This is a genomic window from Kocuria sp. BT304 (assembly GCF_003290245.1).
Lineage (GTDB): Bacteria > Actinomycetota > Actinomycetes > Actinomycetales > Micrococcaceae > Kocuria > Kocuria rhizophila_A.
Window position 1 is genome coordinate 2,036,272 of the sequence record NZ_CP030039.1, and the last position, 22,694, is coordinate 2,058,965.

Below are 22,694 nucleotides of genomic sequence, written 5' to 3' on the forward strand. Positions count from 1 at the left end.
GAAAGCACAAGCGCGGGGGTGAGGCGGTGCCACGTCACAGCCCGGGGGTGCCTGAGGTGGGAGCAGGCAGGGCCACGGTGAGCACCGCACCGTCGAGCACCCGGCGGGCACGCGAGAGCCCTCCCACCGCGGGGACGGCAGGAGGGCTCTCCGCGGCAGGTCTAGTCCAGCACCAGCGTCTCGGTCTCCGTGACCACGCGGGCCACGCCCGCGGCGAGGAGGTTGTCTACCACGCTGACCAGCGGGCCCATGGAGTCGTCCACCTCCAGCTCCACCGGGTAGTCGCTCACGAGCAGCGCCAGCAGGGTCTCCAGTGCCGCACCGGACTGCTCCGGGGTGGCCCCGGCCGCACCGGGCACGTAGCCGAGCAGCACGTCCGCGACCTCGTTGGGCTGCGGCTCGTCGTGCGGGTTGGCCGGGTCGAACGGACGGTAGCTCACGGCGAACGCCGCGGTCGGGCCCTTGCCGTCCGTGCCGTCCACCGTGCGGCGCAGCACCACGGCGCCGTAGGCCCCGGCGGTGTCCGAGAGGAACTGCTTGTTGACCGCGCCGATGCTCACGTCCCCCACCGGGTCCCACGCGTGGACCTCCCGGTAGAAGGACTCCACGGCGCGGGTCAGCTCCACGGAGCCGGTCGCGAGGTCCTCCACGGCCTCTGCGTCGGAGCCGTCCGCGTTCTGCCCGAGCGTGGGCAAGGGCAGGGCACCGGCGTCCACACGCACTACGCGCGAGCGCATGGCGTCCGCGAAGCCCAGGGAGCGGGCGAAGCCCTCCCCCGTGGAGCCCGGGGTCACGCGCGTGCGCAGGGCCTCGACGGGAGCACCCGCCTCACGGGCGGCCGCCCGCAGCCGGGACACGAGCTCCCGCCCGATGCCCTCGCGACGGTGGTCCGGTGCGACCTCCACGAACAGCCACAGCCGCTGCGGGTGCCACGCGGAGGCGTAGCAGACCCCGGCGGCGACCGGGACGTCGTCGTCCGTGGCCACGAGCGTCACGGCGAACCCGCTCTGGTCCGCAGCACCCAGCCGGGCGCGGAACGCCTGGACGGGCGCGGACTCGGCGTCCGGCCACAGCTCGAGCAGGCGCAGGTCGTCGTCCTCCTGCCAGGGGCGGTAGTCGATGCTCATGCGCTCACTTCTCCAGGCGCTCGGCCAGGTACTGCTGCACGCGGTCCAGGCCCACCCGCTCCTGGGTCATCTCGTCCCGCGAGCGGATGGTCACAGCCTGGTCCTCGAGGGTGTCGAAGTCCACGGTGATGCAGAACGGCGTGCCGATCTCGTCCTGACGGCGGTAGCGGCGCCCGATGGCCCCGGCGTCGTCGTAGTCAATGTTCCAGCGGCGGCGCAACTCGGCGTCCAGGTGCTGCGCTGTGGGGCGCAGGTCCTCCTTCTTGGACAGCGGCAGCACCGCGGCCTTGACCGGGGCCAGGCGCGGGTCCAGGCGCAGCACGGTGCGGGTGTCCACGCCGCCCTTGGTGTTGGGTGCCTCGTCCTCCACGTACGCGTCCACCAGGAACGCCATCATGGAGCGGGTCAGCCCGAAGGACGGCTCGATCACGTACGGGGTGTAGCGCTCGCCGGAGGCCTGGTCGAAGTACTGCATCTTGGTGCCGGATGCCTCGGTGTGGTTGCTGAGGTCGAAGTCCGTGCGGTTGGCCACGCCCATCAGCTCACCCCACTCGGAGCCCTGGAAGCCGAAGCGGTACTCGATGTCGATCGTGCCGTCCGAGTAGTGCGCGCGGTCGTCCGCGGGAACGTCGTAGCGGCGCATGTTGTCCGGGTTCACGCCCAGGTCCACGAACCAGTCCCAGCACGCCTCGACCCACTCGTCGAAGTACTTCTTCGCCTCGTCCGGGTGGATGAAGTACTCGATCTCCATCTGCTCGAACTCCCGTGTGCGGAAGATGAAGTTGCCCGGGGTGATCTCGTTGCGGAACGCCTTGCCGATCTGCCCGATGCCAAACGGCGGCTTCTTGCGCGCTGCGGTCACCACGTTGAGGAAGTTCACGAAGATGCCCTGGGCGGTCTCCGGGCGCAGGAAGTGCTTGCCCTCCTCGTTGTCCACGGGGCCCAGGAAGGTCTTCATCAGACCGGAGAACTGCTGCGGCTCGGTCCACTTGCCGTCCTGGCCCGACTCCGGGTCCTTGACGTCCGCCAACCCGTTGACCGGCGGGTGGCCGTGCTTGGCCTCGTAGGCCTCCAGCAGGTGGTCCGCGCGGTAGCGCTTGTGGGTGTGCAGGGACTCCACCAGGGGATCGGTGAAGGTCTCCACGTGCCCGGAGGCCTGCCACACCGCGGACGGCAGGATGATCGAGGAGTCCAGGCCCACCATGTCCGCGCGGCCGCGCACGAAGGTCTGCCACCACTCGCGCTTGATGTTCTCCTTCAGCTCCGCACCCAGGGGCCCGTAGTCCCACGCGGAGCGCGAACCCCCGTAGATCTCACCCGCCTGGAACACGAAGCCCCGGCGCTTGGCCAGGGAGATGACATTGTCCAGGGTGGATTTCGGGGCCATACGGTCTCACTTCCGTGTCTCGCGCGGCGCCCGCGGGGGCTCGCGCGTGGGGATCGGTGGGCTCAGGCTCTCAACCCGCACGGGGAGAGCCTTTCCGCTCCAGGGTAGCGAGGTTCCGCGGCGCGGGCCTAACCTCCGACCACGACGCCGCACGGCCGGCGCCCCTGCGCCCCGCACCGTCCCGCGCGGCTCACCGTGCCGCCACCGACCCGCCCTCCCGGCGTGCGCTCGGAACCGGGCACTCCGGGGCGAAGGAGGACCGGGCGGCACGGGGCGGTCACGCCGGTGAGGGCGGGGTGGGCGCCGGACGCGACCAGGCGGCGTCGTTGCCCGCCCGCCGCTAGGAGACGAACGCGGAGACGCCCGTGAGGGCCCGGGCCACGATGAGCGAGTTGATGTGGTAGCTGCCCTCGTAGGTGTGGATGGCCTCGATGTCCGCCATGACCTTGGCGATCCCGTAGTGGCTCAGCAGCCCGTTGCCGCCCAGGGCGTCCCGGGCCTGGGAGGCGGACTGGCGGGCCAGGCGCGTGGCCGTGGACTTGGCCAGGGCCGCCTGCATCATGGCGAGCTCGTCCGCGTCCTGGACCCGGGTGACCTGCGCCATCATCCCGGAGCTGGCCGCCAGGTTGCCCGCGACCTCCGCGATCACCTGCTGCACGAGCTGGAAGCTGGCGAGCGGCCTGCCGAACTGGATGCGCTCCAGGGCGTAGTCGCGCACGATGTCGAGGATCGACTGCTGCGCCCCCACGGCCTGCCAGCCCACCCACGCGCGGGAGTCCTTGAGCAGCCCGTTGGCCGCCTGGAAGGACGCCGCGCCGGGCAGCAGGGCGTCCGCGGGCAGCCGCAGGTCCGTGAGCTCGATGTCCGCGTTCTGCATGATCCGCAGGCCCATCTTGTGCTCGATCTTGGTGGCCGCGTACCCCGGCAGGGAGGTGTCCACGGCAAAGCACTTGATGAGGTCGTCCGCGGTGTCCCGGGCCCACACCAGGGCCAGGTCCGCCACGGTGCCGAGCCCGATCCAACGCTTGGAGCCGTTGAGCACCCACCCGTCTGCGTCCCGCGTGGCGGTGGTGGCGAGGCCCCCGGCGATGTCCGAGCCGTGCTCCGGCTCGGTGAGGCAGAACGCCCCCAGCTGCCGCAGCTCCTTGAGCCCGGGCAGCCACGTCTGCTTCTGCTCCTCCGAGCCGAACGCCTCCAGGGTGCCCACGATCAGCTCGTTGTGGATGCCCAGCAGGGCGGAGAGGGAGAGGTCCGCGCGGGCGATCTGCGCGTGCACGAGGTTCTGGAACAGCCGGGAGCCACCGGACTCGGCGAGCCGCCCCAGCCCCAGGTCCGCGAGCGCGGGCAGCAGGTCACGGGCCAGTTCCTCACGGTTCCACCACTCGACGCTCTGGTGCCGCACCTCGCTCTGCAGGTGCTCCGTGATGGCACGCAGCCGCTCGCGCTCCTCGCTGCCGAGCTGGTGCTCCAGGTGCAGCAGGTCCGGGCTGGGGAGGGCGGTGGCGCGCTGGGGTGATGCGGCTGGGCTCATGGTCCTGGTCCTCGGGGTAGTGGGCAGGCAGATAGTGGTACGTCCGACTATAACGGCAGAATGCTTTTCCGGGTGGCCCGGGTCACACCCCGCTTCCGGGCCCGGCGCGCGGACAGACGCGGTCAGCGCGGGCCCCGCCCCGTAGAATGCGGGTCATGGCCCAGCACGAACCCCTCCCCCGCGACCCCATTGCCGAGGCCCGGCGCAACTGGGAGCGCGAGGGCTGGACGGAGGCCGCCGGGCCCATGGCCGCGGTGACCTCGATCATGCGGGCGCAGCAGCTTTTGCTGGCCCAGGCGGACCGGATCCTCAAGCCGTTCCACCTCACGTTCTCCCGCTACGAGGTGCTGGCTCTGCTGAGCTTCGCGCGCGAGCACAGGATGCTCATGAAGAAGGCCAGTGCCCTGCTGCAGGTCCACCCCACGTCCATCACCAACGCGGTGGACCGATTGGAGGCCGCCGGGCTGGTGCGACGGGAGCCGGTCAGCACGGACCGCCGGGCCGTGAACGTGGTGCTGACGGACCGGGGCCTGGAGACCGTGGAGGGGGCCACCCGCGCCCTGAACGAGGAGCTGTTCCTCACCACGGGCTTCGAGGAGCACGAGGTGCAGGCGCTGGTGGGAGCGCTGAGCGGTTTCCGGGCCCGCTGCGGGGACTTCGCTCCTCCCGCAGGCCGCCCCGACACCGCACACGAGGACCCTCCCCGCAAGTCCGCGCGTTAGCCCTGCCCGGAACTCTCTTCAGATCCCTCCCGCAGCGTGGTGATGATGCCGGAGAAGTCCATGCCCGCGTGGCCGTCCTTCACGAACTGGTCGTAGAGCTCGGCCGCGAGCCGCCCCATGGGGGCGGTGGCACCGGTCTCGTCCAGCGCGGTGGTGGCGAGGTTGAGGTCCTTGGACATCAGCGCCCCCGCGAAGCCCGGTTCGTAGTCCTTGTTGGCCGGGCTCGTGGGCACGGGGCCGGGAACGGGACAGTTGGTGGTCAGCGCCCAGCACTGGCCCGAGGCGTTGGAGACCACGTCGAACATCGCCTGGTGCTCCAGCCCGAGCTTCTCGGCCAGCACGAACGCCTCGCTGACCGCCACCATGGACACACCCAGGATCATGTTGTTGCAGATCTTCGCGGCCTGGCCCATGCCGTTTCCGCCGCAGTGCACCACGCGCCCGCCCATGATCTCCAGCAGGGGCCGCACGCGCTCGAAGACCTCGGGCTCCCCGCCCACCATGAACGCGAGCGTCCCGGCGGTGGCGCCCACCACTCCCCCGGAGACCGGAGCGTCCGCGGCGGTGAAGCCCTTCTCCCGTGCGAGCCCCGAGGCCTCCTGCGCCTCGGAGATGTTGATGGTGGAGCAGTCCAGGAACGTGGCACCCGCGGGGGCTGCGGCGAGCAGGCCCTCGGCGCCGTCGACCCCCGTGTAGGCGTCGATCACGTGCTGCCCGGACGGGAACATGGTGATCACCACCTGCGCCTGGCGCACGGCGTCCTCCGGGGTCGCGGCCACGGTGAGTCCCTGCTCCCGGGCGGCGTCCGTGGCGGCGGGCACCACGTCGAAGGCGGTCACGTCCACCCCGGCCTTGACCAGGTTCACGGCCATGGGTCCACCCATGTGGCCCAGGCCGAGGAAGGCGACGGCGGGTAGCTGCTGGCTGGTGGTCTCGCTCATGAGGTTCCTCGTTCCAGGGGTGGCGGTGGCTCCGCGCGTCGCGGAGCCGAGGGAATGCGAATGCGGGAGTGGCGGGGTGCGGTGGGCGTCCTCGGCGGTGCTCGGGGCGCCGTGCAGCGTGCCCGCGGCGCGGGGCACGACGACGCCGCACGGCTCAGCTGCCGGCGGGCATCACGAAGCTCGCGCCCTCCTTGGTGCCGGAGGGCCAGCGCGTGGTGACGGTCTTGGTCTTGGTGTAGAACTTCAGCCCGTCCGTGCCGTGCTGGTTGAGGTCCCCGAAGCCCGAGGCCTTCCAGCCGCCGAAGGTGTAGTACGCGATCGGCACGGGGATGGGGACGTTGACGCCCACCATGCCCACCTCCACGCGGGTGGTGAAGTCCCGGGCCGTGTCCCCGTCGCGGGTGAAGATGGCCACGCCGTTGCCGTACTCGTGCTCGCTGGGCAGGCGCAGGGCCTCCTCGTAGTCTGCGGCGCGGGCAATGCACAGCACCGGGCCGAAGATCTCCTCGCGGTAGATGCTCATGTCCGTGGTCACGTGGTCGAACAGGGTGGCGCCCACCCAGAACCCGTTGGGGTGACCGTCCACGGTGGCGCCGCGGCCGTCCACCACCAGCTCCGCGCCCTCCTTCTCGCCGGCGGCGATGTAGGACTCGATGCGCTCCTTGGCCTGGGCGCTCACCACGGGACCGAAGTCCGAGGACGGCTCCAGGGACGGGCCGAGCGTGAGCGTGGCGATCCGCTCCTCGAGCAGGGCGCGCAGCCTGTCCGCGGTGGCCTCCCCCACGGGCACGGCCACGGAGATGGCCATGCAACGCTCGCCGGCGGAGCCGAAGGCCGCACCGATCAGGGCGTCCGCGGCCTGCTCGAGGTCCGCGTCCGGCATGATCACCATGTGGTTCTTGGCGCCGCCGAAGCACTGGGCACGCTTGTTCTGCGCGGCGGCCGCGCTGTAGATGGACTGGGCGATGGGCGAGGAGCCCACGAACCCGATGGCCCGCACGCGCGGATCCTCGATGAGGGCGTCCACGGCGGTCTTGTCCCCGTGCACCACGTTCAGCGCACCGGCGGGCATGCCCGCCTCGACGGCCAGCTCTGCGAGCCGCACCGGCACGGAGGGGTCTCGCTCGGAGGGCTTGAGCACGAAGGTGTTGCCGGCGGCGAGCGCGATGCCCGCCTTCCACAGCGGGATCATCGCCGGGAAGTTGAACGGGGTGATCCCCGCGACCACGCCGAGCGGCTGGCGCAGCGAGTGGACGTCAATTCCCGTGCCCGCGCCGCTGGAGAACTCGCCCTTGAGCAGGTGCGGCGCACCGGCCGCGAACTCCACGACCTCCACGCCGCGCTGGATGTCGCCCTTGGCGTCCGGGAAGGTCTTGCCGTGCTCGTTGGAGAGCAGGGTGGCCAGCTCGTCCATGTTCTCGGTGATCAGGTCCACCCACTTGAGCAGGATCCGCGCGCGGCGCTGGGCGTTGAGCCCGGACCACGCGGGGAACGCCTCCTCGGCGGCGGTCACGGCCTGCGCGACCTCCTCCGCCGTGGCCAGGGGCACCTGCGCACTGACCTCCCCCTCCACGGGGTTGAACACGTCCTGCGTGCGGCCGGAGTCACCCGGGGTCTTCCGGCCGGCGACGAAGTGGGGAACGAGGGTCATGGCTGCTCCTGGGGTGGTGGCGCGGATGTGATGCACGTCTCCCCCGAACGTATCCCCACTTCATTGGACGTGCAACTACTTAGGCGCACGACGCCGTTCGGGTGCGTTTCCGTCCCTCCTCACCCGCCCTGTCCACGCGCCTTTCGGCACCGCCCGGCGTTGCCGGCGATCCACCCGGAGCACGCCTGAGACAATGGACGCATGAGTGACACGGCGTACGAAGAGCTGCCCATCCGCGACCAGATGATCCGCCTGGGCCAGGCCTTGAAGCTGGCCAACCTGGCCGAGGACGGCCACCACGCGAAGACCCTGGTGTCCGAGGGTGCGGTGCACGTCAACGGTGCGGTGGAGACCCGCCGGGGCGCGCAGCTGCACCCCGGGGACGTGCTGGAGGTCCCGGCCTCCGGCATGCCGCCCGTGCGCATCGTCAGTGCGTAGAGCGCTCCGGCGCCCCCACCGCAGTGGGCGCGCCGGAGCGGGCGGTCAGTCGGGTGGCCAGGGCGCTCAGCCCGTGAGCGCCTCCAGGTACTCGGACACGTGCGCGATCTCCTGGGGTGAGACCCCGTGCCCGATGCCGCGGTACTGCACCTTGGTGGCGTCCGCGTGCTGCTGGACCCATTCGGCGGTGAGGTCCACCAGGGCGGGCGGGATCACCGGGTCCTCGGGGTCGCGGCCCCAGAACATCCGCAGGGGCTCCTCGCGCAGGGCGGCGTCGTGGAAGAAGTCCGCCTGGGCGTCGTCGTCTGCCACCGGGACCACGAAACCGGACAGCCCCACCACCGCGTCCACGAGGTCCGGGGCGTGGCGGGCCACCGTGGTGGCGATCGCCATGCCCTGGGAGAAGCCGAGCAGGACCACGTGCGTGTGCTGCAGGGCCTCGTCCCGCAGCCACCGCACCACGGGCTCGGCGGCGGCCACCACGGCGTCGGTGGTGAAGCCCAGCTCGGAGGACAGCGGGAACCACTGGAAGCCCGCCCCCGCCCGCTGCGGTGCGCGCACGGAGGCGATGCTGAGCCCGGCGGGGAGGGACGCACTGAGGGCCATGAGGTCGCCCTCGTGCGAGCCATACCCGTGGAACATGACCACCAGGGGTGTCCCGGCGCGCTCCTCGGCCTCGTTGTTCCAGATGACGTGGGGTGCTGGTTCCATGGTTCCATCCTCACACGCGGCTGTGACGGACAGTGACGACACAGCTCTGCAATACGTGTTAGTAATTTTGGTATGGATGAGAGCACTCCGCCCCTGACGACGCCCCCCGTTCCCGCCGCGGACAGCACCGCGCAGCCGCCGCACCCCTGGCACCGGATGGTGTCCATCGGCGACTCCTTCACAGAGGGTGTGGGCGACCCCGACGACTCCGTCCCGGGCGGGTTCCGGGGCTGGGCTGACCGCGTGGCCGAGGAGCTTGCGCGCACCACGGACGACTTCGCCTACGCGAACCTGGCCATCCGCGGTCGGCTGTTCCAGCCCATCGTGGACGAGCAGCTGGAACCGGCCCTGGAGCTGCGGCCGGACCTCGTGACCATCAGCGCGGGCGGCAACGACATGCTGCGCCCCAACGCGGACCCGGACGACATCGCCTCCCGCCTGGACGCGGTGATCGAGCAGATCACGGCCACCGGTGCCACCGTGGCCATGTTCGACGGCCCGGACATCGGCAACACCCCCGTGCTGCGCAGCATCCGCGGGCGCGTGGCCATCTGGAACGAGAACGTGCGCACGGTGGCCGCCCGCCACGACGCCGTGATGGTGGACCTGTGGGGTCTGCACCAGCTGGGCGATCCGCGCATGTGGGCCCCGGACCGCCTGCACTTCTCCCCGCTGGGCCACCAGCTCATCGCGTGCGAGACCCTGGACTGCCTGGGCGTGGACCACGGCCTCACGCCGGACCACCCCGAGGGGCGCCCCGAGCGCACGTGGCGCGAGGCCCGCCGGGACGACATGGTGTGGGCCCGCAAGTACTTGGTGCCGTGGGTGGGCCGCCGCATCCGGCGCCGCAGCTCCGGGGACTACGTCACCGCCAAGCGCCCCGCGTTCGGCCAGGCCACGATCCCCGGCGCGGGCGAGCAGATCCCGGAGCAGGCCGAGGAGGCCTGAGCGCCCACTACTCTGCTGAACCCCACGACGACGGCGCCCGCTCCCCTTCCCGGGGTGCGGGCGCCGTCCTGCGCAGACCGCCACCGAGCCGCACGCGCCGCAGGGCCACCAGCACGGATGCGAGGGCTCGTCGCCGTCACGGTGAGGCGCACGTGCGCGTGGCCGATCTCACCGTGGTGACGGGCACGAGCCCCACCCGCTGGAGGATGGGCCGCGAGTACTCGCTGCAGTCGACGTGGAGCAGTGACCGCCCCCGGTCCCGGGCCGAGCGGGCTCTCTGGTCCACCAGGGCCCGGTACAGCCCGCGCCCACGGTGCTCGTCCAGGCACGCGCCGCCCCAGAGCCCCGCGAAGTCAGTACGGTCGGGGAACTCGAGGCGCCCGGAACAGACCACCTGGCCGTCCCCGTCGCGTACCGCCCACATCTCGAACGTCCCGGGGGCGCTTCGCCACCGCTCGACCAGCTGGTCCTGCTGGAGCCGGATGCGTTCCGGCGAGTCCTCGAAAACCCGTCCTGCCAGGTGCTCCGCCTCTCGCAGCTGGACCTCCGTTGCGGCCCGCTCCACGGCGTACCCACGGAGGGGCTCCTGCCCGGCGAGGGCGGCGGCGACCGCATCCGCCTCACCCACCATGACCGTCTCGGGCTCCCCGAGGGCGAAACCGTGGTGCTGGAGTCGGCTCAGCAGGCGGGGCAGCGGGTCGTGCGACCGGGTCTTCCAGGAGATGTGGTCCACGCGCGGGTCCGCTTCACAGGTCGCGATCACTTCGGCGATCAGGTGGTCCAGTTCTGCCCCGCCCATCGAGAAGGGGGCGGAGGAGACGAAGGCGCGCCGCCGCGCTGGGAACACCCCGGCGAGCAGGGGTCCGAGACGCAGCACGTCGGGCGCGTCGGCCATCTCGGCGGCGCCCCGCAGCTGCGAGTCGTAGGCATCGAGCAGTGTCCCGGTTTGCATGTGGCAGAGCGTGGCACCGCCCGCCGTCCCTGGCAAGGCCCCCACCCCTGCGCGTCCAGGGGGCATTCCGAGACTGCCCGGACGGTGTCATGCCGTGACCTGCCTCCCCGCCACGTCCCACGACGACGGCGCCCGCTCCCGTTCCCGGGGTGCGGGCGCCGTCGCGCAGGGCACGTCCGTCAGTCCGGCAGCACCGCTCGCAGCAGTCGACCCACCTGCGGGGTCTCCAGCAGGAAGCCGTCGTGCCCGCTCGGGGAGGTGATGGTGTGCACCTCGTGCTCACCCGGCAGTGCGGCCGCGAGCTCGGCGGACTCCTCGGGCGGGAACAGCCGGTCCGAGTCCACCGCCGCCACGAGCCACTCGCAGCTGGTGCGGGCGAGAGCCCGCCGGAGGCTGCCGCGGCCGCGGGCGACGTCGTGGGACATCAGCGTCTCGTTGACGCTGAGGTACGCGTTCGCGTCGAAGCGCGCGGCGAGCTTGACCGCCTGGTGGTCCAGGTAGCCCTCCACCCGGTAGCGTCCCCGGGTGCCCGGGTGCGTGCCCGCGGGGTCCTCCCGCGGCTGGGCCTCCCGGCCGAAGCGGGCGGCGAGCTCGTGGGCGCTGCGGTAGGTGATGTGCGCGATCCGCCGTGCGAGCCCGAGGCCCTCGTCCGGGTGGGCCCCGGAGTAGTAGTCGCCCCGGGCGAACCGCGGGTCCTGGCGGATGGCGAGCGCCTGCGCGTGGCCCCACGCGAGCTGCTCAGCGCTCACGCGGGCGTTGGCGGCGATCACCGCGCACGCCTCGACCCGCCCGGGGTGGCACACGGCCCACTCCAGGGCGCGGGCACCGCCCATCGAACCGCCCACCACGAGCCGCCAGCGCCGGATCCCGAGCCGGTCCGCGAGCCGGGCCTCGGCGGCCACGGTGTCCCGCACGGTGATGCGCGGGAAGCGCGAGCCCCACGGGGCGGAGTCCGGGGCGAGGCTCGCGGGGCCCGTGCTGCCGTGGCAGCCGCCCAGGATGTTGGCGCACACCACGAACCAGCGGTTGGTGTCGATGGCCGCGCCCGGTCCGATGAGCCCGTCCCACCAGCCGCCGGCGTCCGCGGCTGCACGCCGGCCGTCCATGTCGAAGGGCGCGGTGTCCCCGTAGCCCACGGCCGTGCCGCGCGCCGCGTGCGAGTCGCCCGTGAGCGCGTGCTCCACCAGCACCGCGTTGGAGCCGTCCGGGGCCAGCTCACCCCACGTCTCGTAGGCCAGGCGCACGTCCGGGAGCCGGAAGCCGGACTCCAGGGTGAGCTCTCCGATCTCCACGGCCCGCACCACGCCGTCCCGGCGCACCGCCGGGGCCGTCTGCACCACGGTCATGCCGTGGGCTCTGCGGCCGCGGCCGCACGCACCGTCGACGACGCCGCGGGGCCGCCGTCCGCGCCGGCGCCGGGGTCCACGGCTGGCTCGGTACCAGCGGAGGCGGCGCGCACGGTGCCGTGCGCCGCCCGATCCGCCTGCGAGCGCGCCAGGTCCTGATCGCCCCGGTCGAGGCGGGCGTCCCGGACACCCGGAGCCGCGGCCAGGGCCGCGAAGCCCGCCTCGAGGTCCGCGAGGATGTCCTCGATCCCCTCGGTGCCCACCGAGAGCCGCACGAAGCCGGGCTCCACGCCCGCCGCGCGCTGCTCGTCCTCGGAGAGCTGCGCGTGCGTCGTCGACGCCGGGTGGATCACCAGGGACCGCACGTCCCCGATGTTCGCCACGTTGGAGTGCAGGCTCAGCGCGTCCACGAACGAGATTCCCGCCTCCTTGCCGCCCTCCAGCACGAAGCCGAGCACGGACCCCGCCCCGCGCGGTGCGTACTTCCGCGCGCGCTCGTGCCACGGCGAGGACGGCAGCCCCGCGTAGGACACCGAGCGCACCTCGGGGCGGGCCTCGAGCCACTGCGCCACCCGCTGGGCGTTGGTCACGTGGCGCTCGACGCGCAGGGACAGGGTCTCGATGCCCTGCTCGATGAGGAACGCATTGAACGGGGAAATGGACGTGCCCAGGTCTCGCAGCAGCTGCACACGGGCCTTGAGCACGTAGGAGAGGTTCACGCCGAAGGCCCCGCCCTCACCCAGATCCCGCGCGTACACCAGGCCGTTGTACGTGGGGTCCGGCTGGTTGAAGCCGGGGAACCGCTCCGGGTCCGCGCCGTAGTCGAAGCGCCCCGCGTCCACGATGAATCCGCCGATCGCCGTGCCGTGACCGCCCAGGAACTTGGTGCCCGAGTGCAGCACGATGTCCGCGCCCCACTCGATGGGCCGCACCAGGTACGGGGTGGCCACGGTGTTGTCCACGATCAGCGGCACCCCGGCCTCGTGGGCGATCCCGGCAACGGTCTCCACGTCCAGGACGTCGTTGCGGGGATTGGGGATCATCTCTCCGAAGAACGCCACGGTGGAGGGCCGCACGGCATCCCGCCACTGCTGGGGGTCGTCCGGGTCCGCCACGAACGTGGTCTCCACGCCCAACCGCGGCAGCGTGTGGCGCAGCAGGTTGTACGAGCCGCCGTAGAGGGACGGGCTGGCCACCACATGCGTGCCCGCCCCGCCCAGGTTGAGCACCGCGAGCGTGGCCGCGGCCTGCCCGGAGGAGACCATCAGCGCACCGACGCCGCCCTCCAGGGAGGCGATGCGCTTCTCCACCACCTCCGTGGTGGGGTTGGTCAGGCGGGAGTAGATGGGGCCCATGTCCTGCAGCGCGAACCGCGCGGCGGCCGTGTCCGCATCAGGGAACACGAAGGACGAGGTCTGGTGGATGGGCAGCGCCCGCGAACCCGTCACGGGGTCAGGGTTCTGGCCCGCGTGGATCTGGCGGGTCTCGAACGCCCAGTCCTGGGGGTTTTCGGGGGTGGGTGCTGTGCTCATGGCCATTCGCCTTCTCGGAAGGATCAGGGGCCAGGCGACCGTCCGCACGGTGCCCGCACGAACGAGCGACCGGTGGCCCGCGCTTGCCGTGGGCGTCGGACGACGTCCCGGCCAGGTCTTCACCCAGGGCACCCCGCCGCGGTGGGAGGGTTGCCGGTCAGCAAGCTGGGGCTTGACGCTGACTCTCGTGACCTAGACCTCCAGTCTGGGAACCCGGCCGCTGCCACGTCAAGTCCGGTGTCCGCAGTGTTGCACCCACCGATTTGGAGGCCCGTGTGACGGGTGCCACGATGACAGCATGAAGCTGGACCACGTTTGCTTCGCAGCACAGCCGGACGGCCTGGAGGCCACCACCGAACGCATCGCGGACCGGTTGGGGATCGAGCCGGTGAAGGGCGGGGTCCATCCCCGCTTCGGCACCCGGAACATGATCCTGCCGCTGACCGACCACCAGTACGTGGAGGTCGTGACCGTCCTGGAGCACCCCGCCGCGGACAAGGCGCCGTTCGGCCAGGCCGTGCGTGCCCGCTCGGAGGCCGGTGGCGGCTGGCTCGGGTGGGTCGTGGAGGTCCCGGACCTCGCACCGTTCGAGCAGAAGCTGGGGCGCCCCGCCGTGCCGGGCGGGCGCATCTTCCCGGACGGCCGTCAGCTGCAGTGGCACCAGATCGGCGTCAAGGGCCTGATCTCGGACCCGCAGCTGCCGTTCATGATCCACTTCGACTCCGAGGACGAGATGCACCCCTCCCGGGCGCGGATCACGGACGTGCGCCTCACGGGCATGGAGATTGCCGGATCCTCGGAGCGCGTCACGGACTGGTTGGGCGGGCCGGTGGAGGGCGTCCTGCGCTCGCTGGACGTCACCTGGAGCGCCCCGAACGGCACCCCGGGTCTCATGGCCGTCTCCTTCGACACGCCGGACGGGCCCGTCACCATCTGATCCCGCCCACCGCACCCTCCGGGCACGACGACGCCGCTCGCACGGTCCCGCGGGCCGGTGCGTCTGCCGCGCGCCCCACGGTTCACCCGTGGTCGCGGTTCCCGCCAGCAAACGGGTTGGTACCCGCGGTGGCGCTCAGCCGCCCAGGAGCTGAGGCACCAGGAACCCCACGGCGTCCAGCAGGAAGTGGGCGAGCAGCAGCGGGGCGAGCCGCCCACCGCGGCGGTAGAGCCACACGAACACGAGCCCCATCACCAGGTTGCCGAGCGCCGGGCCGATGCCCTGGTACAGGTGGTAGCTCGCCCGCAGCACCGAGGACACCACCGCCACCGTCCACCACGAACGCCCCAGCCGGCGCATCCGGTCCGCGAGGAACCCCACCACGATGACCTCCTCCACCAGTGCATGGCGCAGGGCGGTGAGAAGCAGCAGCGGGACGGTCCACCACGTGGTTCCCAGCGTGGACGTGGTGATCTCCGCCGTGATCCCGAGGGCCCGCCCGGCCTGGTAGAGTCCGAGCGTGCCACCGCCCATCATCACGAACAGCGCGAGCCCCCAGGCGGCGTCGTGCCCCGGGCGCCGAGTGTCCACGCCGATGCAGTGCAGCACGGCCGGGATGCGGGACGCGGTGCCCGCGAGCAGGTACAGCGCGAGCGCCACGGGCACCAGGGCGAAGCAGATCCCGGTGAGCCGGCGCAGGGCGTCCAGCACGGGCAGCGGGCTCAGGGGCTGGTTGAGCGTCGTGGAGCTCTCCGCGATCGAGGAGCGCAGTGCCATCTCCGCGAGGTCCAGCACGGAGTACACGGCGGAGGCGCCCAGGGACACCCCGAGCACCAGCAGGATCTGCATCCGGAGGTCGGCGCGCGGCACGCGGGGCGAGGGGTCGAGGGAGGCGGTCACCCCACCATTGTGCGTGGTGCACCCGGGCAGCCCCCGCGAGCGACCTCGGTAGGGTGAACCCATGCGCCCGAGCCCCGCCGCCCCGGACACCTCCCCGCCCCATCGCACCCTGCAGCCGGGGTGGCGCCGACGGGATGCCCTGGGGGCCTGCGTGCTGGCACTGGCCGGCGTCGAGCTGGTGTACCTCTCCGACTTCGTCCAGGCGGTGCCGTGGAAGGCGGACGTCGGGTGGGTGGCCCTGGGCGCCGTCGTGCTGGCCGCTCCGCTCGCGTGGCGGCGGCGCTTCCCGGTGGCCGTGATGGTGGCGGTGTCCCTCGTGTACTTCGCGCTCGGCACGTGGGCGGGGATCGAGATGTACGCCTCCCAGGTGGTGCTGTTCCTGGGCTTCTACTCGGTGGGAGCGTGGTGCCCGGACCGCCGCCGCGCCACGTGGTCCCGCGCGGCCGTGGCCGTGGGAATGGCGGTGTGGCTGGGCTGGAGCACCGTGGACCAGTTCACGGACCCGGAGGTGGGTGAGCGCGGCGTCAACGCCTACATGGCGATCGCGGCGATCCAGTTCCTCGTGAACATCGCATACTTTGCCGGGGCGTGGGTCTTCGGCGACCGGGCGTGGAACGCGGCCATCGAGCGCCAGGAGCTCGAGGCCGCCCACGCCGAGATCCGGCAGCAGCAGGACCGGCTCGCGGAGCAGGCCGTGAGCCTCGAACGGCTCAGGATCGCCCGGGAGCTGCACGACGTGGTGGCCCACCACGTCACGGCCATGGGCGTTCAGGCCGGGGCGGCACGGCTGAGCATGGCACGGGATCCGGACGCCGCCGCCGCACACCTGCGCGGCGTCGAGTCCTCGGCGCGTGACGCCGTGTCCGAGCTGAAGACCATGGTCCACACGCTGCGCGACGGCGAGGAGGCCCCCGATTCCCTGCCCCGCCTCGCGGACCTCAACGCGCTCGTGGAGGAGGCACGGACCATCGGGCAGCGCGCGGAGCTGCACCGCATCGGCCCGGAGCCGCAGCTGCCGCCCCCGGCGCAGCTCGCGCTGTACCGCACGGCGCAGGAGGGGCTCACCAACGCCCGCAAGCACGCCGGCCCGCGGGCGTCGGTGGCGGTGCGGCTGCGCACCGGCGCCGAGCGGGTGGAGCTGGAGGTCAGCGACGACGGGCGCAACGGCCACGTGGGCGCTCCCGCCTCCGACGGCGCGGGCATGGGAGTGCCCGGCATGAGGGAACGGATCACCTCGGTGGGCGGCACCCTGGAGGCGGGCCCGAAACCCGGCGGCGGCTGGCTCGTGCGCGCCACCGTCCCCACCCGCCACGACCCTGAGGAGCGGCCATGAGCCTGCGTGTGCTGCTGGTGGACGACCAGCCCCTGATCCGCGTGGGGTTCTCGGCGATCCTCACCTCCCAGGAAGACATCGAGGTGGTGGGCCAGGCCGGTGACGGCCACGAGGCCCTCGACCTCGCCGCCGCCCTCGACCCGGACGTCGTGTGCATGGACGTGCAGATGCCGCGGCTGGACGGCATCGAGGCCACCCGTCGGCTGCTCGCGGCAGGCTCCCGGGCGGCGGTGCTCGTGCTCACCACGTTCGACACGGACGAGGCCCTGTTCGCCGCGCTCTCCGCCGGCGCCTCCGGCTTCCTGCTCAAGTCCGCCGGACCGGAGGAGCTGATCCAGGCCGTCCGGGTGCTGGGCCGCGGGGACGCCCTGCTGGATCCGCTCGTCACGCGCAGGGTGCTGGCCCGCACCACGGGACCGTCCGCGCCGACCGGGGACACGACGCAGCCTTCCCCCGACTCCCCCGCGGACGACGCCGCGGCACCGGCCCCCGGTGCGCCCGCCCGGGAGCGCGGCGCGGCGTCGTCGGCACCCGGTGCCCCCGGCGCGGAGGACGAGACCGCGACGTCGCCTGACGCCCACGGGACGGAGAACGGTGCGGCGGCCTCCCCCGGGACGCGGGGCACGGCGGGCGACGCGGCGGCGTCGTGCCCCGGTGCGGTGGGCGGGACGGCGGCGCGGCCCGACGAGGACGCCTCCCCCGCGGGGCTCACCGCCCGGGAGACCGAGGTGCTGACCGCGATGGCCCGGGGGCTGTCCAACGAGGAGATCGCCCGGGAGCTCGTGGTGGGCAGGGCCACGGTGAAGACCCACGTGTCCAACGTGCTGCAGAAGACGGGCGCGCGGGACCGGGTCCACGCCGTGATCTGGGCCTTCGAGCACGGGCTGTCCGGCTCCTGAGCGCACGGTCCGCCGCGGAGGGGACCCGTGCCCGGCTCCGTCCGGGGGTGGAGGTGGACCCGGCGCGGAAGATCCGCCCCGAGGGGGAGGTGGCCGTGCCCGGGCCTCTCTAGGCTCGAGGCATGATCACAGTGAACGGGGTGAACAAGTCCTTCGGTTCCGCGCACGTGCTGACGGACGTGACCTTCGAGATCCGGCCGGGCCTCATGACGGGGTTCGTGGGCGGCAACGGCGCGGGCAAGACCACCACCATGCGCATCCTGCTGGGCGTGCTGAGACCCGACGCGGGGGTGATCGAGGTGGACGGGTCCCCCATCACCGCGGACTACCGCGCGGGCATCGGCTACATGCCCGAGGAGCGGGGGCTCTACCCCAAGATGACCGTGCTCGACCAGCTGGTCTACCTGGGCCGGCTGCACAGCATGACCGGTGCGGACGCGAAGGCCCGGGCCATGGCGCTGCTCGAGCGCCTGGGGCTCGGCGACCGCGCGGGCAGCCGGCTCGAGGAGCTGTCCCTGGGCAACCAGCAGCGGGCCCAGATCGCCGCCGCCCTGGTGCACGATCCCGTGGCGCTCGTGCTGGACGAGCCCTTCTCCGGGCTGGACCCCCACGCCGTGGAGACCACGGTGCAGGTGCTGCGGGAGACCGCGGACACCGGGGTTCCCGTCCTGTTCTCCTCCCACCAGCTCGACGTCGTGGAGCGGCTGTGCGACGAGCTCGTCATCCTCGCGGACGGGCGGGTGCGCGCCGCGGGCTCGCGCTCCGAGCTGCTGGCCGCGCACGCGCAGCCCGAGTGGGAGCTCGACGCCGCCGCGGACACCGGCTGGGTGCGCGAGGCACCCGGCGTGGAGGTGCTCTCCTTCGACGGCGGGCGCGTGCACTTCCTGGCCGACTCCGAGGCCGCCGCCCACGCCGTCCTCGCCGACGCCGTGGCCCGGGGCACCGTCCACCGCTTCGGACCCGTCACCCGCACCCTGCACGAGATCTTCACGGAGGTCACCCGATGAGCACCGTCACCAGCACCCCTGAGCGCACCACGCAGCCGCGCAACCCGCGGCGCACCCCCTTCTGGACCGCGGTGGGCACCGTGGCCGCACGCGAGATGAAGGTGAAGGCCACCTCCAAGCCGTTCATCATCACCACGCTGATCCTGCTGGCCGCCGCACTGGCCGCCACGCTGCTCGTGCCCCGCCTGGGCGACCTCTTCGCCGGAGACGCCACCCGCGTGGCCGTGGTGGAACAGACCGCTCCGTCCGTCCAGGCCCTCGGTGAGGACTACACGCCGCAGGCCGTCGGCTCCGCGGACGCGGCCCGGGAGGCCGTGCTCTCGGGTGCGGCCGACGCCGCCGTGGTGCCGGATCCCGGCAGCCCGGCCGGTGTGAGCGTCCTGGCCATGACGGACGCCCCCTCGGATCTGGTGCAGGCGCTGTCCACGAGCCCGGGTGTGGAGCTGCTGGACCCCACCGCACCGAACCCCGCCCTGCGGTACCTCATGGCCTTCGGCTTCGGACTCGTGTTCTTCATGGCCGCCATCACGTTCGGCCAGCAGATCGCGGTGTCCGTGATCGAGGAGAAGCAGTCTCGCGTCGTGGAGATCCTGCTCGCCGCGGTCCCGGCGCGGGCCATGATGGCCGGGAAGGTGCTGGGCAACGCGGCCATGGCCATCCTGCAGGTGGCCCTGCTGGCCGGGGCGCTGCTGCTGGGCCTGCAGATCAACGGGGACGTGCTGCCCCTGGACGGGATGGGCGTGCCGATCCTGTGGTTCGTGGTGCTGTTCTCCATCGGGTTCGTGATGATCGCCGCCCTCTACGCGGCGGCGGCGTCCATGGTGTCCCGGCAGGAGGACATCGGCTCCACGTCCATGCCCGTGATGATGCTGATCATGCTCCCGTACTTCGGCGTGATCTTCTTCAACGACAATCCGGACGCGCTGCGCATCATGAGCTGGATCCCGTTCTCCGCCCCGGTGGCCGTGCCGCTGCGCATCTTCCTGGGGGAGGGGCAGTGGTGGGAGCACGTCGGTTCCCTCGTGCTGCTGATCGTGACCACCGCCCTGGCCATCTGGCTCGCCGCGGTGATCTACGAGCGCTCCATCCTGCGCACGGGCAAGGCGCTGAAGTGGCGGGAGGCCCTGCGGGGCTGACGGCCGGACCACCGGCCGGGGTCCCCGGTCCCGGCGCGGCGATCCCGAGCTGGAGGGCAGCGCCACCCCGGTGGGCCGTGCAGTGGGACACCCGCACGGCCCACCGGCGCGTCCCTAGACTGGGGCGCATGACTTCCGAGCAGCAGACCTTCCCCGTGGCCCCCCGCCGTCCCGTGGAGCGCACGTTCCACGGCCACACGTTCTGCGACCCCTACGAGTGGCTGCGCGACAAGGACTCCCCCGAGGTCCGGGCGCACCTGGACGCCGAGAACGCCTACGCGGAGGCGGTCACTGCGGACCTGGAGCCGCTGCGGGAGCGCATCTACACGGAGATCAAGGACCGCACGCAGGAGACGGACCTCTCGGTGCCCAGCCGTCACGGCGAGTGGTGGTACTTCGCGCGCACTGTGGAGGGCGGCGCCCACCAGGTGTTCTGCCGGGTTCCCGTGGCGGACCCCGCGGACTGGACCCCACCCGCCGTCGAGCCCGGGACGCCCCTGGACGGTGAGCAGATCCTCCTGGACGCGAACGCCGCCGCGCAGGAGCACGAGTTCTACGCGCTCGGCGCGTTCAGCGTGGCCGAGGACGGCTCCCGGCTCGCGTGGTCCGAGGACACCGCCGGGGACGAGCGGTTCACCGTCCATGTCAAGGACCTCACCACGGGAGAGCTGCTCGCGGACCGGATCCCCCAGACCTCCTACGGCGCGTTCCTCACCCCGGACGCGTCCCAGGTGGTCTACACCGTGGTGGACGAGTCCTGGCGCCCGTACCGCGTGTACCGCCACGTGATCGGCACGGACGTGGCCGAGGACCAGCTCCTGTTCCAGGAGGACGATCCCGGCCTGTGGCTCGGCGCCGAGCTCTCCGCGGACAAGCAGTGGCTCATGCTCTCCTCCTCGTGCTCGGAGTACAGCGAGTACCGCATCCTGCGCGTCAGCGAGCTTCCCGCGGACGACGACGCCGCTGCGCCGGGTTCCCGGAGCCCGTCCCCCGCGGCTGCCCACTCTCCCACGGACCGGAACGCAATCGATCAGCGCACGGGTTCGGAGCCCGACCGGTCCACGGAGCTGGAACCCGGCGAACCCGCGGGAGCAGAACCCGGACACACCGGCCCTGCGGACGGCGCACGCGCCGAGGCCCCCGCGGGCCTGCCGTGGCGGATCGTGCTCCCCCGCGAGGAGCGCGTGCTCTACGAGGTGGAACCCCTCACGGTGGCCGGCACCGACGCGCTGCTGCTTTCCCACGACGCCGCGGCCCCGAACGGCCGGATCAGCCTCATGCCCCTGGAGCACGCCGGGCGGCGTCTCGCGGACGTGGACCTGGTGGACGTGGTCCCGGCCTCGGACACCGTGCGCGTGGAGTCCGCCATCCCCACGGCCACGCACCTGGTGGTGGCTCTGCGCGAGAACACCACACCCCGGGTGCGTCTGATCCCCCGCACGGCCCTGGAGCCGCTGGTGGCCGGACTCGCCTCGACGGACGCCGTGCCCGACGACGCCGCCACCGCCGGGTCCGGCGCGTCCGACGAACGCGGCGCCGCGCCCCTCGGGCGGGATGCCCACGGAACGGGCCGGGACCGCACCGCGCCCGCGGGATCCGCGCAGGAGGCGGGGGTCGCGCTGAGCGGCGGTGCGGCGTCGTCGTCCCAGGGCGCCGGCACGGCGGCGGACGCCGCGCTGCTGGCCGGGACCGAGGCCGCGTTCGACGAGGACCTCAGCAGCACCGGCGTGCTCTCCGCGGAGTACGAGAACCCGGTGGTGCGGGTGTCCTACACGTCCTTCGTGACGCCGCCGCGCGTGTACGACATCCCCACGGGCGCGCCCGGGGCCGGTGCGCTGGACGCGTTCGGCGTGGGCGAGCCCGTGCTGCGGCGCGAGGCCACCGTGCTGGGCGGGTACCGCAGCGAGGACTACACCGTGGAGCGGGACTGGGCGGTCGCGGAGGACGGCACGCGGATTCCCGTGAGCCTCGTGCGCCGCGCGGACCTGGACCCCGCGGTGCCCGCGCCCGTGCTGCAGTACGCGTACGGCTCCTACGAGATCAGCACGGACCCGGCGTTCTCCATCTCGCGGCTGTCCCTGCTGGACCGCGGCGTGATCTGGGCCGTGGCCCACGTGCGCGGCGGCGGTGAGCTGGGGCGCGCGTGGTACGAGAACGGGAAGAAGAACACCAAGTCCAACACCTTCACGGACTTCGTGGCCGTGACCCGTCACCTGGCCGCGCGCCCGGACGTGGATGCGCAGCGGATCGCGCTGATGGGCGGCTCGGCGGGCGGTCTGCTCGCGGGCGCGGTGCTCAACCTCGCCCCCGAGCTGTACTGCGGCGGGCTGGCCGCGGTGCCGTTCGTGGACGCCCTGACGTCCATGCTGATGCCCGAGCTGCCGCTGACCGCCCTCGAGTGGGAGGAGTGGGGCAACCCCGTGGAGTCCGCGGAGGTCTACGAGTACATGCGCTCGTACTCCCCCTACGAGAACGTGCGGAACGCGGACTACCCGCCGATCCTCGCGGTCACGAGCCTCAACGACACCCGCGTGCTGTACGTGGAGCCCGCCAAGTGGGTCGCCGAGCTGCGCACCCGCGTGGCGCACCCGGAGACCGTGCTGCTGCGCTGCGAGATGGCCGGTGGCCACGGAGGTGCGTCCGGGCGGTACTCGCAGTGGAAGGACACCGCGTGGGAGTACGCGTGGCTCGCGCGGCAGCTGGGGGTCGCGGGCTGACGGACGGGGTGAGGGGCGCCCCACTCTGACGCCGCCCCGTTCCGGGGTGGCGCACCTACCCGGTGCGGTGCGGCCACCCCGCCCAGCGGGGGCCTCGGAGCCCGGCTCTCGAGCAGCCGGGTCCACGAGATGGGGTATCCCACCACCTCGCCCCGCTCCTCCCCGGGGAACTCGGCGGCCTGGTCCGGGTAGTGGTCCAGCCGGCGCTCGACCTCCCGCAGCCACTCCGCGGTCAGGAGGGTGTGGGAGCGCACCAGGTAGGCACCCCTGCCATGCCCACGAGCCGGTGGTGCCACGCCAGATCCGTGCCGAGCGCGCCGGTCAGTCGGGTGACGTCCTGCGCGGCTCTCTGCGGGTAGCCGCTCAGCCAGGCCTGCTCGTCGGTGTCCATCCGCGCGCAGGCAGCATCCCAGGACGTCACGGGGGGCTTCGAGGTCGCAGTAGCCCCCACCGTGGTGGTGCATGAGGTACGCCCGCAG

Annotated in this window: 20 protein-coding genes and 1 riboswitch; of the genes, 9 read left to right on the forward strand and 11 right to left on the reverse strand. The window is 72.6% G+C overall.

Features of this window, described 5'->3' with window-relative positions:
- Nucleotides 1-161 precede the first annotated feature (161 nt).
- The 3 genes from DNL27_RS09040 to DNL27_RS09050 all read right to left on the reverse strand — a co-directional run bounded on the left by DNL27_RS09040 (nucleotide 162) and on the right by DNL27_RS09050 (nucleotide 4,045).
- Nucleotides 162-1,127, reverse strand: coding sequence for a GNAT family N-acetyltransferase (locus DNL27_RS09040; RefSeq protein ID WP_112235344.1), 966 nt, complete (start codon nucleotides 1,125-1,127; stop codon nucleotides 162-164).
- Between the two features lie 4 nt (nucleotides 1,128-1,131).
- Nucleotides 1,132-2,514 carry a glycine--tRNA ligase gene (locus tag DNL27_RS09045; RefSeq protein WP_112235345.1) on the reverse strand — a complete coding sequence of 461 codons (1,383 nt, stop codon included), beginning with the start codon at nucleotides 2,512-2,514 and terminating at the stop codon, nucleotides 1,132-1,134.
- Nucleotides 2,515-2,854: 340 nt separating this feature from the next.
- Complete coding sequence (locus tag DNL27_RS09050) at nucleotides 2,855-4,045, reverse strand: acyl-CoA dehydrogenase family protein (RefSeq protein WP_012398719.1); 1,191 nt, start codon at nucleotides 4,043-4,045, stop codon at nucleotides 2,855-2,857.
- 146 nt (nucleotides 4,046-4,191) lie between these two features.
- On the opposite strand from DNL27_RS09050, the gene DNL27_RS09055 reads away from it, so the two are divergent.
- Nucleotides 4,192-4,767, forward strand: coding sequence for a MarR family winged helix-turn-helix transcriptional regulator (locus DNL27_RS09055; protein WP_112235346.1), 576 nt, complete (start codon nucleotides 4,192-4,194; stop codon nucleotides 4,765-4,767).
- On the opposite strand, the gene mmsB is transcribed toward DNL27_RS09055, so the two are convergent.
- Together mmsB and DNL27_RS09065 are read right to left on the reverse strand one after the other, a co-directional pair.
- Entirely contained in the window at nucleotides 4,764-5,708 is a 945-nt protein-coding gene (mmsB, locus tag DNL27_RS09060) for a 3-hydroxyisobutyrate dehydrogenase (protein WP_112235347.1), read from the reverse strand. The two genes, DNL27_RS09055 and mmsB, sit on opposite strands and share 4 nt — an antisense overlap.
- Nucleotides 5,709-5,862: 154 nt before the next feature.
- On the reverse strand, nucleotides 5,863-7,359 hold the full coding sequence (locus tag DNL27_RS09065) for a CoA-acylating methylmalonate-semialdehyde dehydrogenase (RefSeq protein ID WP_012398722.1): 1,497 nt from the start codon (nucleotides 7,357-7,359) through the stop codon (nucleotides 5,863-5,865).
- Nucleotides 7,360-7,560: 201 nt separating this feature from the next.
- On the opposite strand from DNL27_RS09065, the gene DNL27_RS09070 reads away from it, so the two are divergent.
- Complete coding sequence (locus DNL27_RS09070; protein WP_012398723.1) at nucleotides 7,561-7,797, forward strand: RNA-binding S4 domain-containing protein; 237 nt, start codon at nucleotides 7,561-7,563, stop codon at nucleotides 7,795-7,797.
- Nucleotides 7,798-7,863: 66 nt separating this feature from the next.
- On the opposite strand, the gene DNL27_RS09075 is transcribed toward DNL27_RS09070, so the two are convergent.
- Nucleotides 7,864-8,508: an alpha/beta hydrolase gene (locus DNL27_RS09075; RefSeq protein WP_012398724.1), complete on the reverse strand. Its 645-nt coding sequence runs from the start codon at nucleotides 8,506-8,508 to the stop codon at nucleotides 7,864-7,866.
- 72 nt (nucleotides 8,509-8,580) lie between these two features.
- Between DNL27_RS09075 and DNL27_RS09080 the strand changes: the two genes are divergently transcribed.
- Entirely contained in the window at nucleotides 8,581-9,456 is an 876-nt protein-coding gene (locus DNL27_RS09080; RefSeq protein WP_229565151.1) for an SGNH/GDSL hydrolase family protein, read from the forward strand.
- Nucleotides 9,457-9,592: 136 nt separating this feature from the next.
- Here the strand turns inward: DNL27_RS09080 and DNL27_RS09085 are convergent, their stop codons facing one another.
- The 3 genes from DNL27_RS09085 to DNL27_RS09095 all read right to left on the reverse strand — a co-directional run bounded on the left by DNL27_RS09085 (nucleotide 9,593) and on the right by DNL27_RS09095 (nucleotide 13,286).
- Nucleotides 9,593-10,408 (reverse strand): GNAT family N-acetyltransferase, encoded by an 816-nt coding sequence (locus DNL27_RS09085; protein ID WP_162627125.1) that lies wholly within the window; start codon nucleotides 10,406-10,408, stop codon nucleotides 9,593-9,595.
- Nucleotides 10,409-10,587: 179 nt separating this feature from the next.
- Nucleotides 10,588-11,754, reverse strand: a complete 1,167-nt coding sequence (locus tag DNL27_RS09090) for a homoserine O-acetyltransferase (RefSeq protein WP_112235350.1) — start codon at nucleotides 11,752-11,754, stop codon at nucleotides 10,588-10,590.
- Nucleotides 11,751-13,286, reverse strand: coding sequence for a bifunctional o-acetylhomoserine/o-acetylserine sulfhydrylase (locus tag DNL27_RS09095; protein ID WP_112235807.1), 1,536 nt, complete (start codon nucleotides 13,284-13,286; stop codon nucleotides 11,751-11,753). Before DNL27_RS09095 ends, DNL27_RS09090 begins: the two co-directional genes overlap by 4 nt.
- A 74-nt stretch (nucleotides 13,287-13,360) precedes the next feature.
- A riboswitch (SAM riboswitch) is annotated at nucleotides 13,361-13,479 on the reverse strand.
- A gap of 105 nt (nucleotides 13,480-13,584) precedes the next feature.
- Here DNL27_RS09095 and DNL27_RS09100 point away from each other — a divergent pair.
- Nucleotides 13,585-14,223, forward strand: coding sequence for a VOC family protein (locus DNL27_RS09100; RefSeq protein WP_112235351.1), 639 nt, complete (start codon nucleotides 13,585-13,587; stop codon nucleotides 14,221-14,223).
- A gap of 135 nt (nucleotides 14,224-14,358) precedes the next feature.
- On the opposite strand, the gene DNL27_RS09105 is transcribed toward DNL27_RS09100, so the two are convergent.
- The gene (locus DNL27_RS09105) at nucleotides 14,359-15,123 is read right to left on the reverse strand and encodes a CPBP family intramembrane glutamic endopeptidase (RefSeq protein ID WP_112235352.1); all 765 of its coding nucleotides are present in this window, start codon (nucleotides 15,121-15,123) and stop codon (nucleotides 14,359-14,361) included.
- Nucleotides 15,124-15,184: 61 nt separating this feature from the next.
- On the opposite strand from DNL27_RS09105, the gene DNL27_RS09110 reads away from it, so the two are divergent.
- From DNL27_RS09110 to DNL27_RS09130, 5 genes are all read left to right on the forward strand, one after another.
- Nucleotides 15,185-16,456, forward strand: a complete 1,272-nt coding sequence (locus DNL27_RS09110; RefSeq protein WP_112235353.1) for a sensor histidine kinase — start codon at nucleotides 15,185-15,187, stop codon at nucleotides 16,454-16,456.
- Complete coding sequence (locus DNL27_RS09115; protein ID WP_112235354.1) at nucleotides 16,453-17,355, forward strand: response regulator transcription factor; 903 nt, start codon at nucleotides 16,453-16,455, stop codon at nucleotides 17,353-17,355. Before DNL27_RS09110 ends, DNL27_RS09115 begins: the two co-directional genes overlap by 4 nt.
- A 122-nt stretch (nucleotides 17,356-17,477) precedes the next feature.
- Nucleotides 17,478-18,362: an ABC transporter ATP-binding protein gene (locus DNL27_RS09120; RefSeq protein WP_112235355.1), complete on the forward strand. Its 885-nt coding sequence runs from the start codon at nucleotides 17,478-17,480 to the stop codon at nucleotides 18,360-18,362.
- Nucleotides 18,359-19,498 carry an ABC transporter permease gene (locus DNL27_RS09125; RefSeq protein ID WP_112235356.1) on the forward strand — a complete coding sequence of 380 codons (1,140 nt, stop codon included), beginning with the start codon at nucleotides 18,359-18,361 and terminating at the stop codon, nucleotides 19,496-19,498. Before DNL27_RS09120 ends, DNL27_RS09125 begins: the two co-directional genes overlap by 4 nt.
- Nucleotides 19,499-19,626: 128 nt before the next feature.
- Nucleotides 19,627-22,215, forward strand: coding sequence for a prolyl oligopeptidase family serine peptidase (locus DNL27_RS09130; RefSeq protein WP_112235357.1), 2,589 nt, complete (start codon nucleotides 19,627-19,629; stop codon nucleotides 22,213-22,215).
- A 232-nt stretch (nucleotides 22,216-22,447) separates the two neighbouring features.
- Here DNL27_RS09130 and DNL27_RS12170 read toward each other — a convergent pair whose 3' ends face one another.
- Complete coding sequence (locus tag DNL27_RS12170) at nucleotides 22,448-22,636, reverse strand: hypothetical protein (protein ID WP_162627126.1); 189 nt, start codon at nucleotides 22,634-22,636, stop codon at nucleotides 22,448-22,450.
- Nucleotides 22,637-22,694: the final 58 nt, after the last annotated feature.

Coding starts and splice junctions, on each gene's coding strand:
- DNL27_RS09080 (WP_229565151.1), top strand. CDS start 8,581: ATGGATGAGAGCACTCCGCCCCTGACGACGCCCCCCGTTCCCGCCGCG.
- DNL27_RS09115 (WP_112235354.1), top strand. CDS start 16,453: ATGAGCCTGCGTGTGCTGCTGGTGGACGACCAGCCCCTGATCCGCGTG.
- DNL27_RS09095 (WP_112235807.1), bottom strand. CDS start 13,286: ATGAGCACAGCACCCACCCCCGAAAACCCCCAGGACTGGGCGTTCGAG.
- DNL27_RS09100 (WP_112235351.1), top strand. CDS start 13,585: ATGAAGCTGGACCACGTTTGCTTCGCAGCACAGCCGGACGGCCTGGAG.
- DNL27_RS09050 (WP_012398719.1), bottom strand. CDS start 4,045: ATGAGCCCAGCCGCATCACCCCAGCGCGCCACCGCCCTCCCCAGCCCG.
- DNL27_RS09040 (WP_112235344.1), bottom strand. CDS start 1,127: ATGAGCATCGACTACCGCCCCTGGCAGGAGGACGACGACCTGCGCCTG.
- DNL27_RS09120 (WP_112235355.1), top strand. CDS start 17,478: ATGATCACAGTGAACGGGGTGAACAAGTCCTTCGGTTCCGCGCACGTG.
- DNL27_RS09055 (WP_112235346.1), top strand. CDS start 4,192: ATGCGGGTCATGGCCCAGCACGAACCCCTCCCCCGCGACCCCATTGCC.
- DNL27_RS09045 (WP_112235345.1), bottom strand. CDS start 2,514: ATGGCCCCGAAATCCACCCTGGACAATGTCATCTCCCTGGCCAAGCGC.
- DNL27_RS09085 (WP_162627125.1), bottom strand. CDS start 10,408: ATGCAAACCGGGACACTGCTCGATGCCTACGACTCGCAGCTGCGGGGC.
- DNL27_RS09090 (WP_112235350.1), bottom strand. CDS start 11,754: ATGACCGTGGTGCAGACGGCCCCGGCGGTGCGCCGGGACGGCGTGGTG.
- DNL27_RS09070 (WP_012398723.1), top strand. CDS start 7,561: ATGAGTGACACGGCGTACGAAGAGCTGCCCATCCGCGACCAGATGATC.
- DNL27_RS09110 (WP_112235353.1), top strand. CDS start 15,185: ATGCGCCCGAGCCCCGCCGCCCCGGACACCTCCCCGCCCCATCGCACC.
- mmsB (WP_112235347.1), bottom strand. CDS start 5,708: ATGAGCGAGACCACCAGCCAGCAGCTACCCGCCGTCGCCTTCCTCGGC.
- DNL27_RS09065 (WP_012398722.1), bottom strand. CDS start 7,359: ATGACCCTCGTTCCCCACTTCGTCGCCGGCCGGAAGACCCCGGGTGAC.
- DNL27_RS09125 (WP_112235356.1), top strand. CDS start 18,359: ATGAGCACCGTCACCAGCACCCCTGAGCGCACCACGCAGCCGCGCAAC.
- DNL27_RS09075 (WP_012398724.1), bottom strand. CDS start 8,508: ATGGAACCAGCACCCCACGTCATCTGGAACAACGAGGCCGAGGAGCGC.
- DNL27_RS09130 (WP_112235357.1), top strand. CDS start 19,627: ATGACTTCCGAGCAGCAGACCTTCCCCGTGGCCCCCCGCCGTCCCGTG.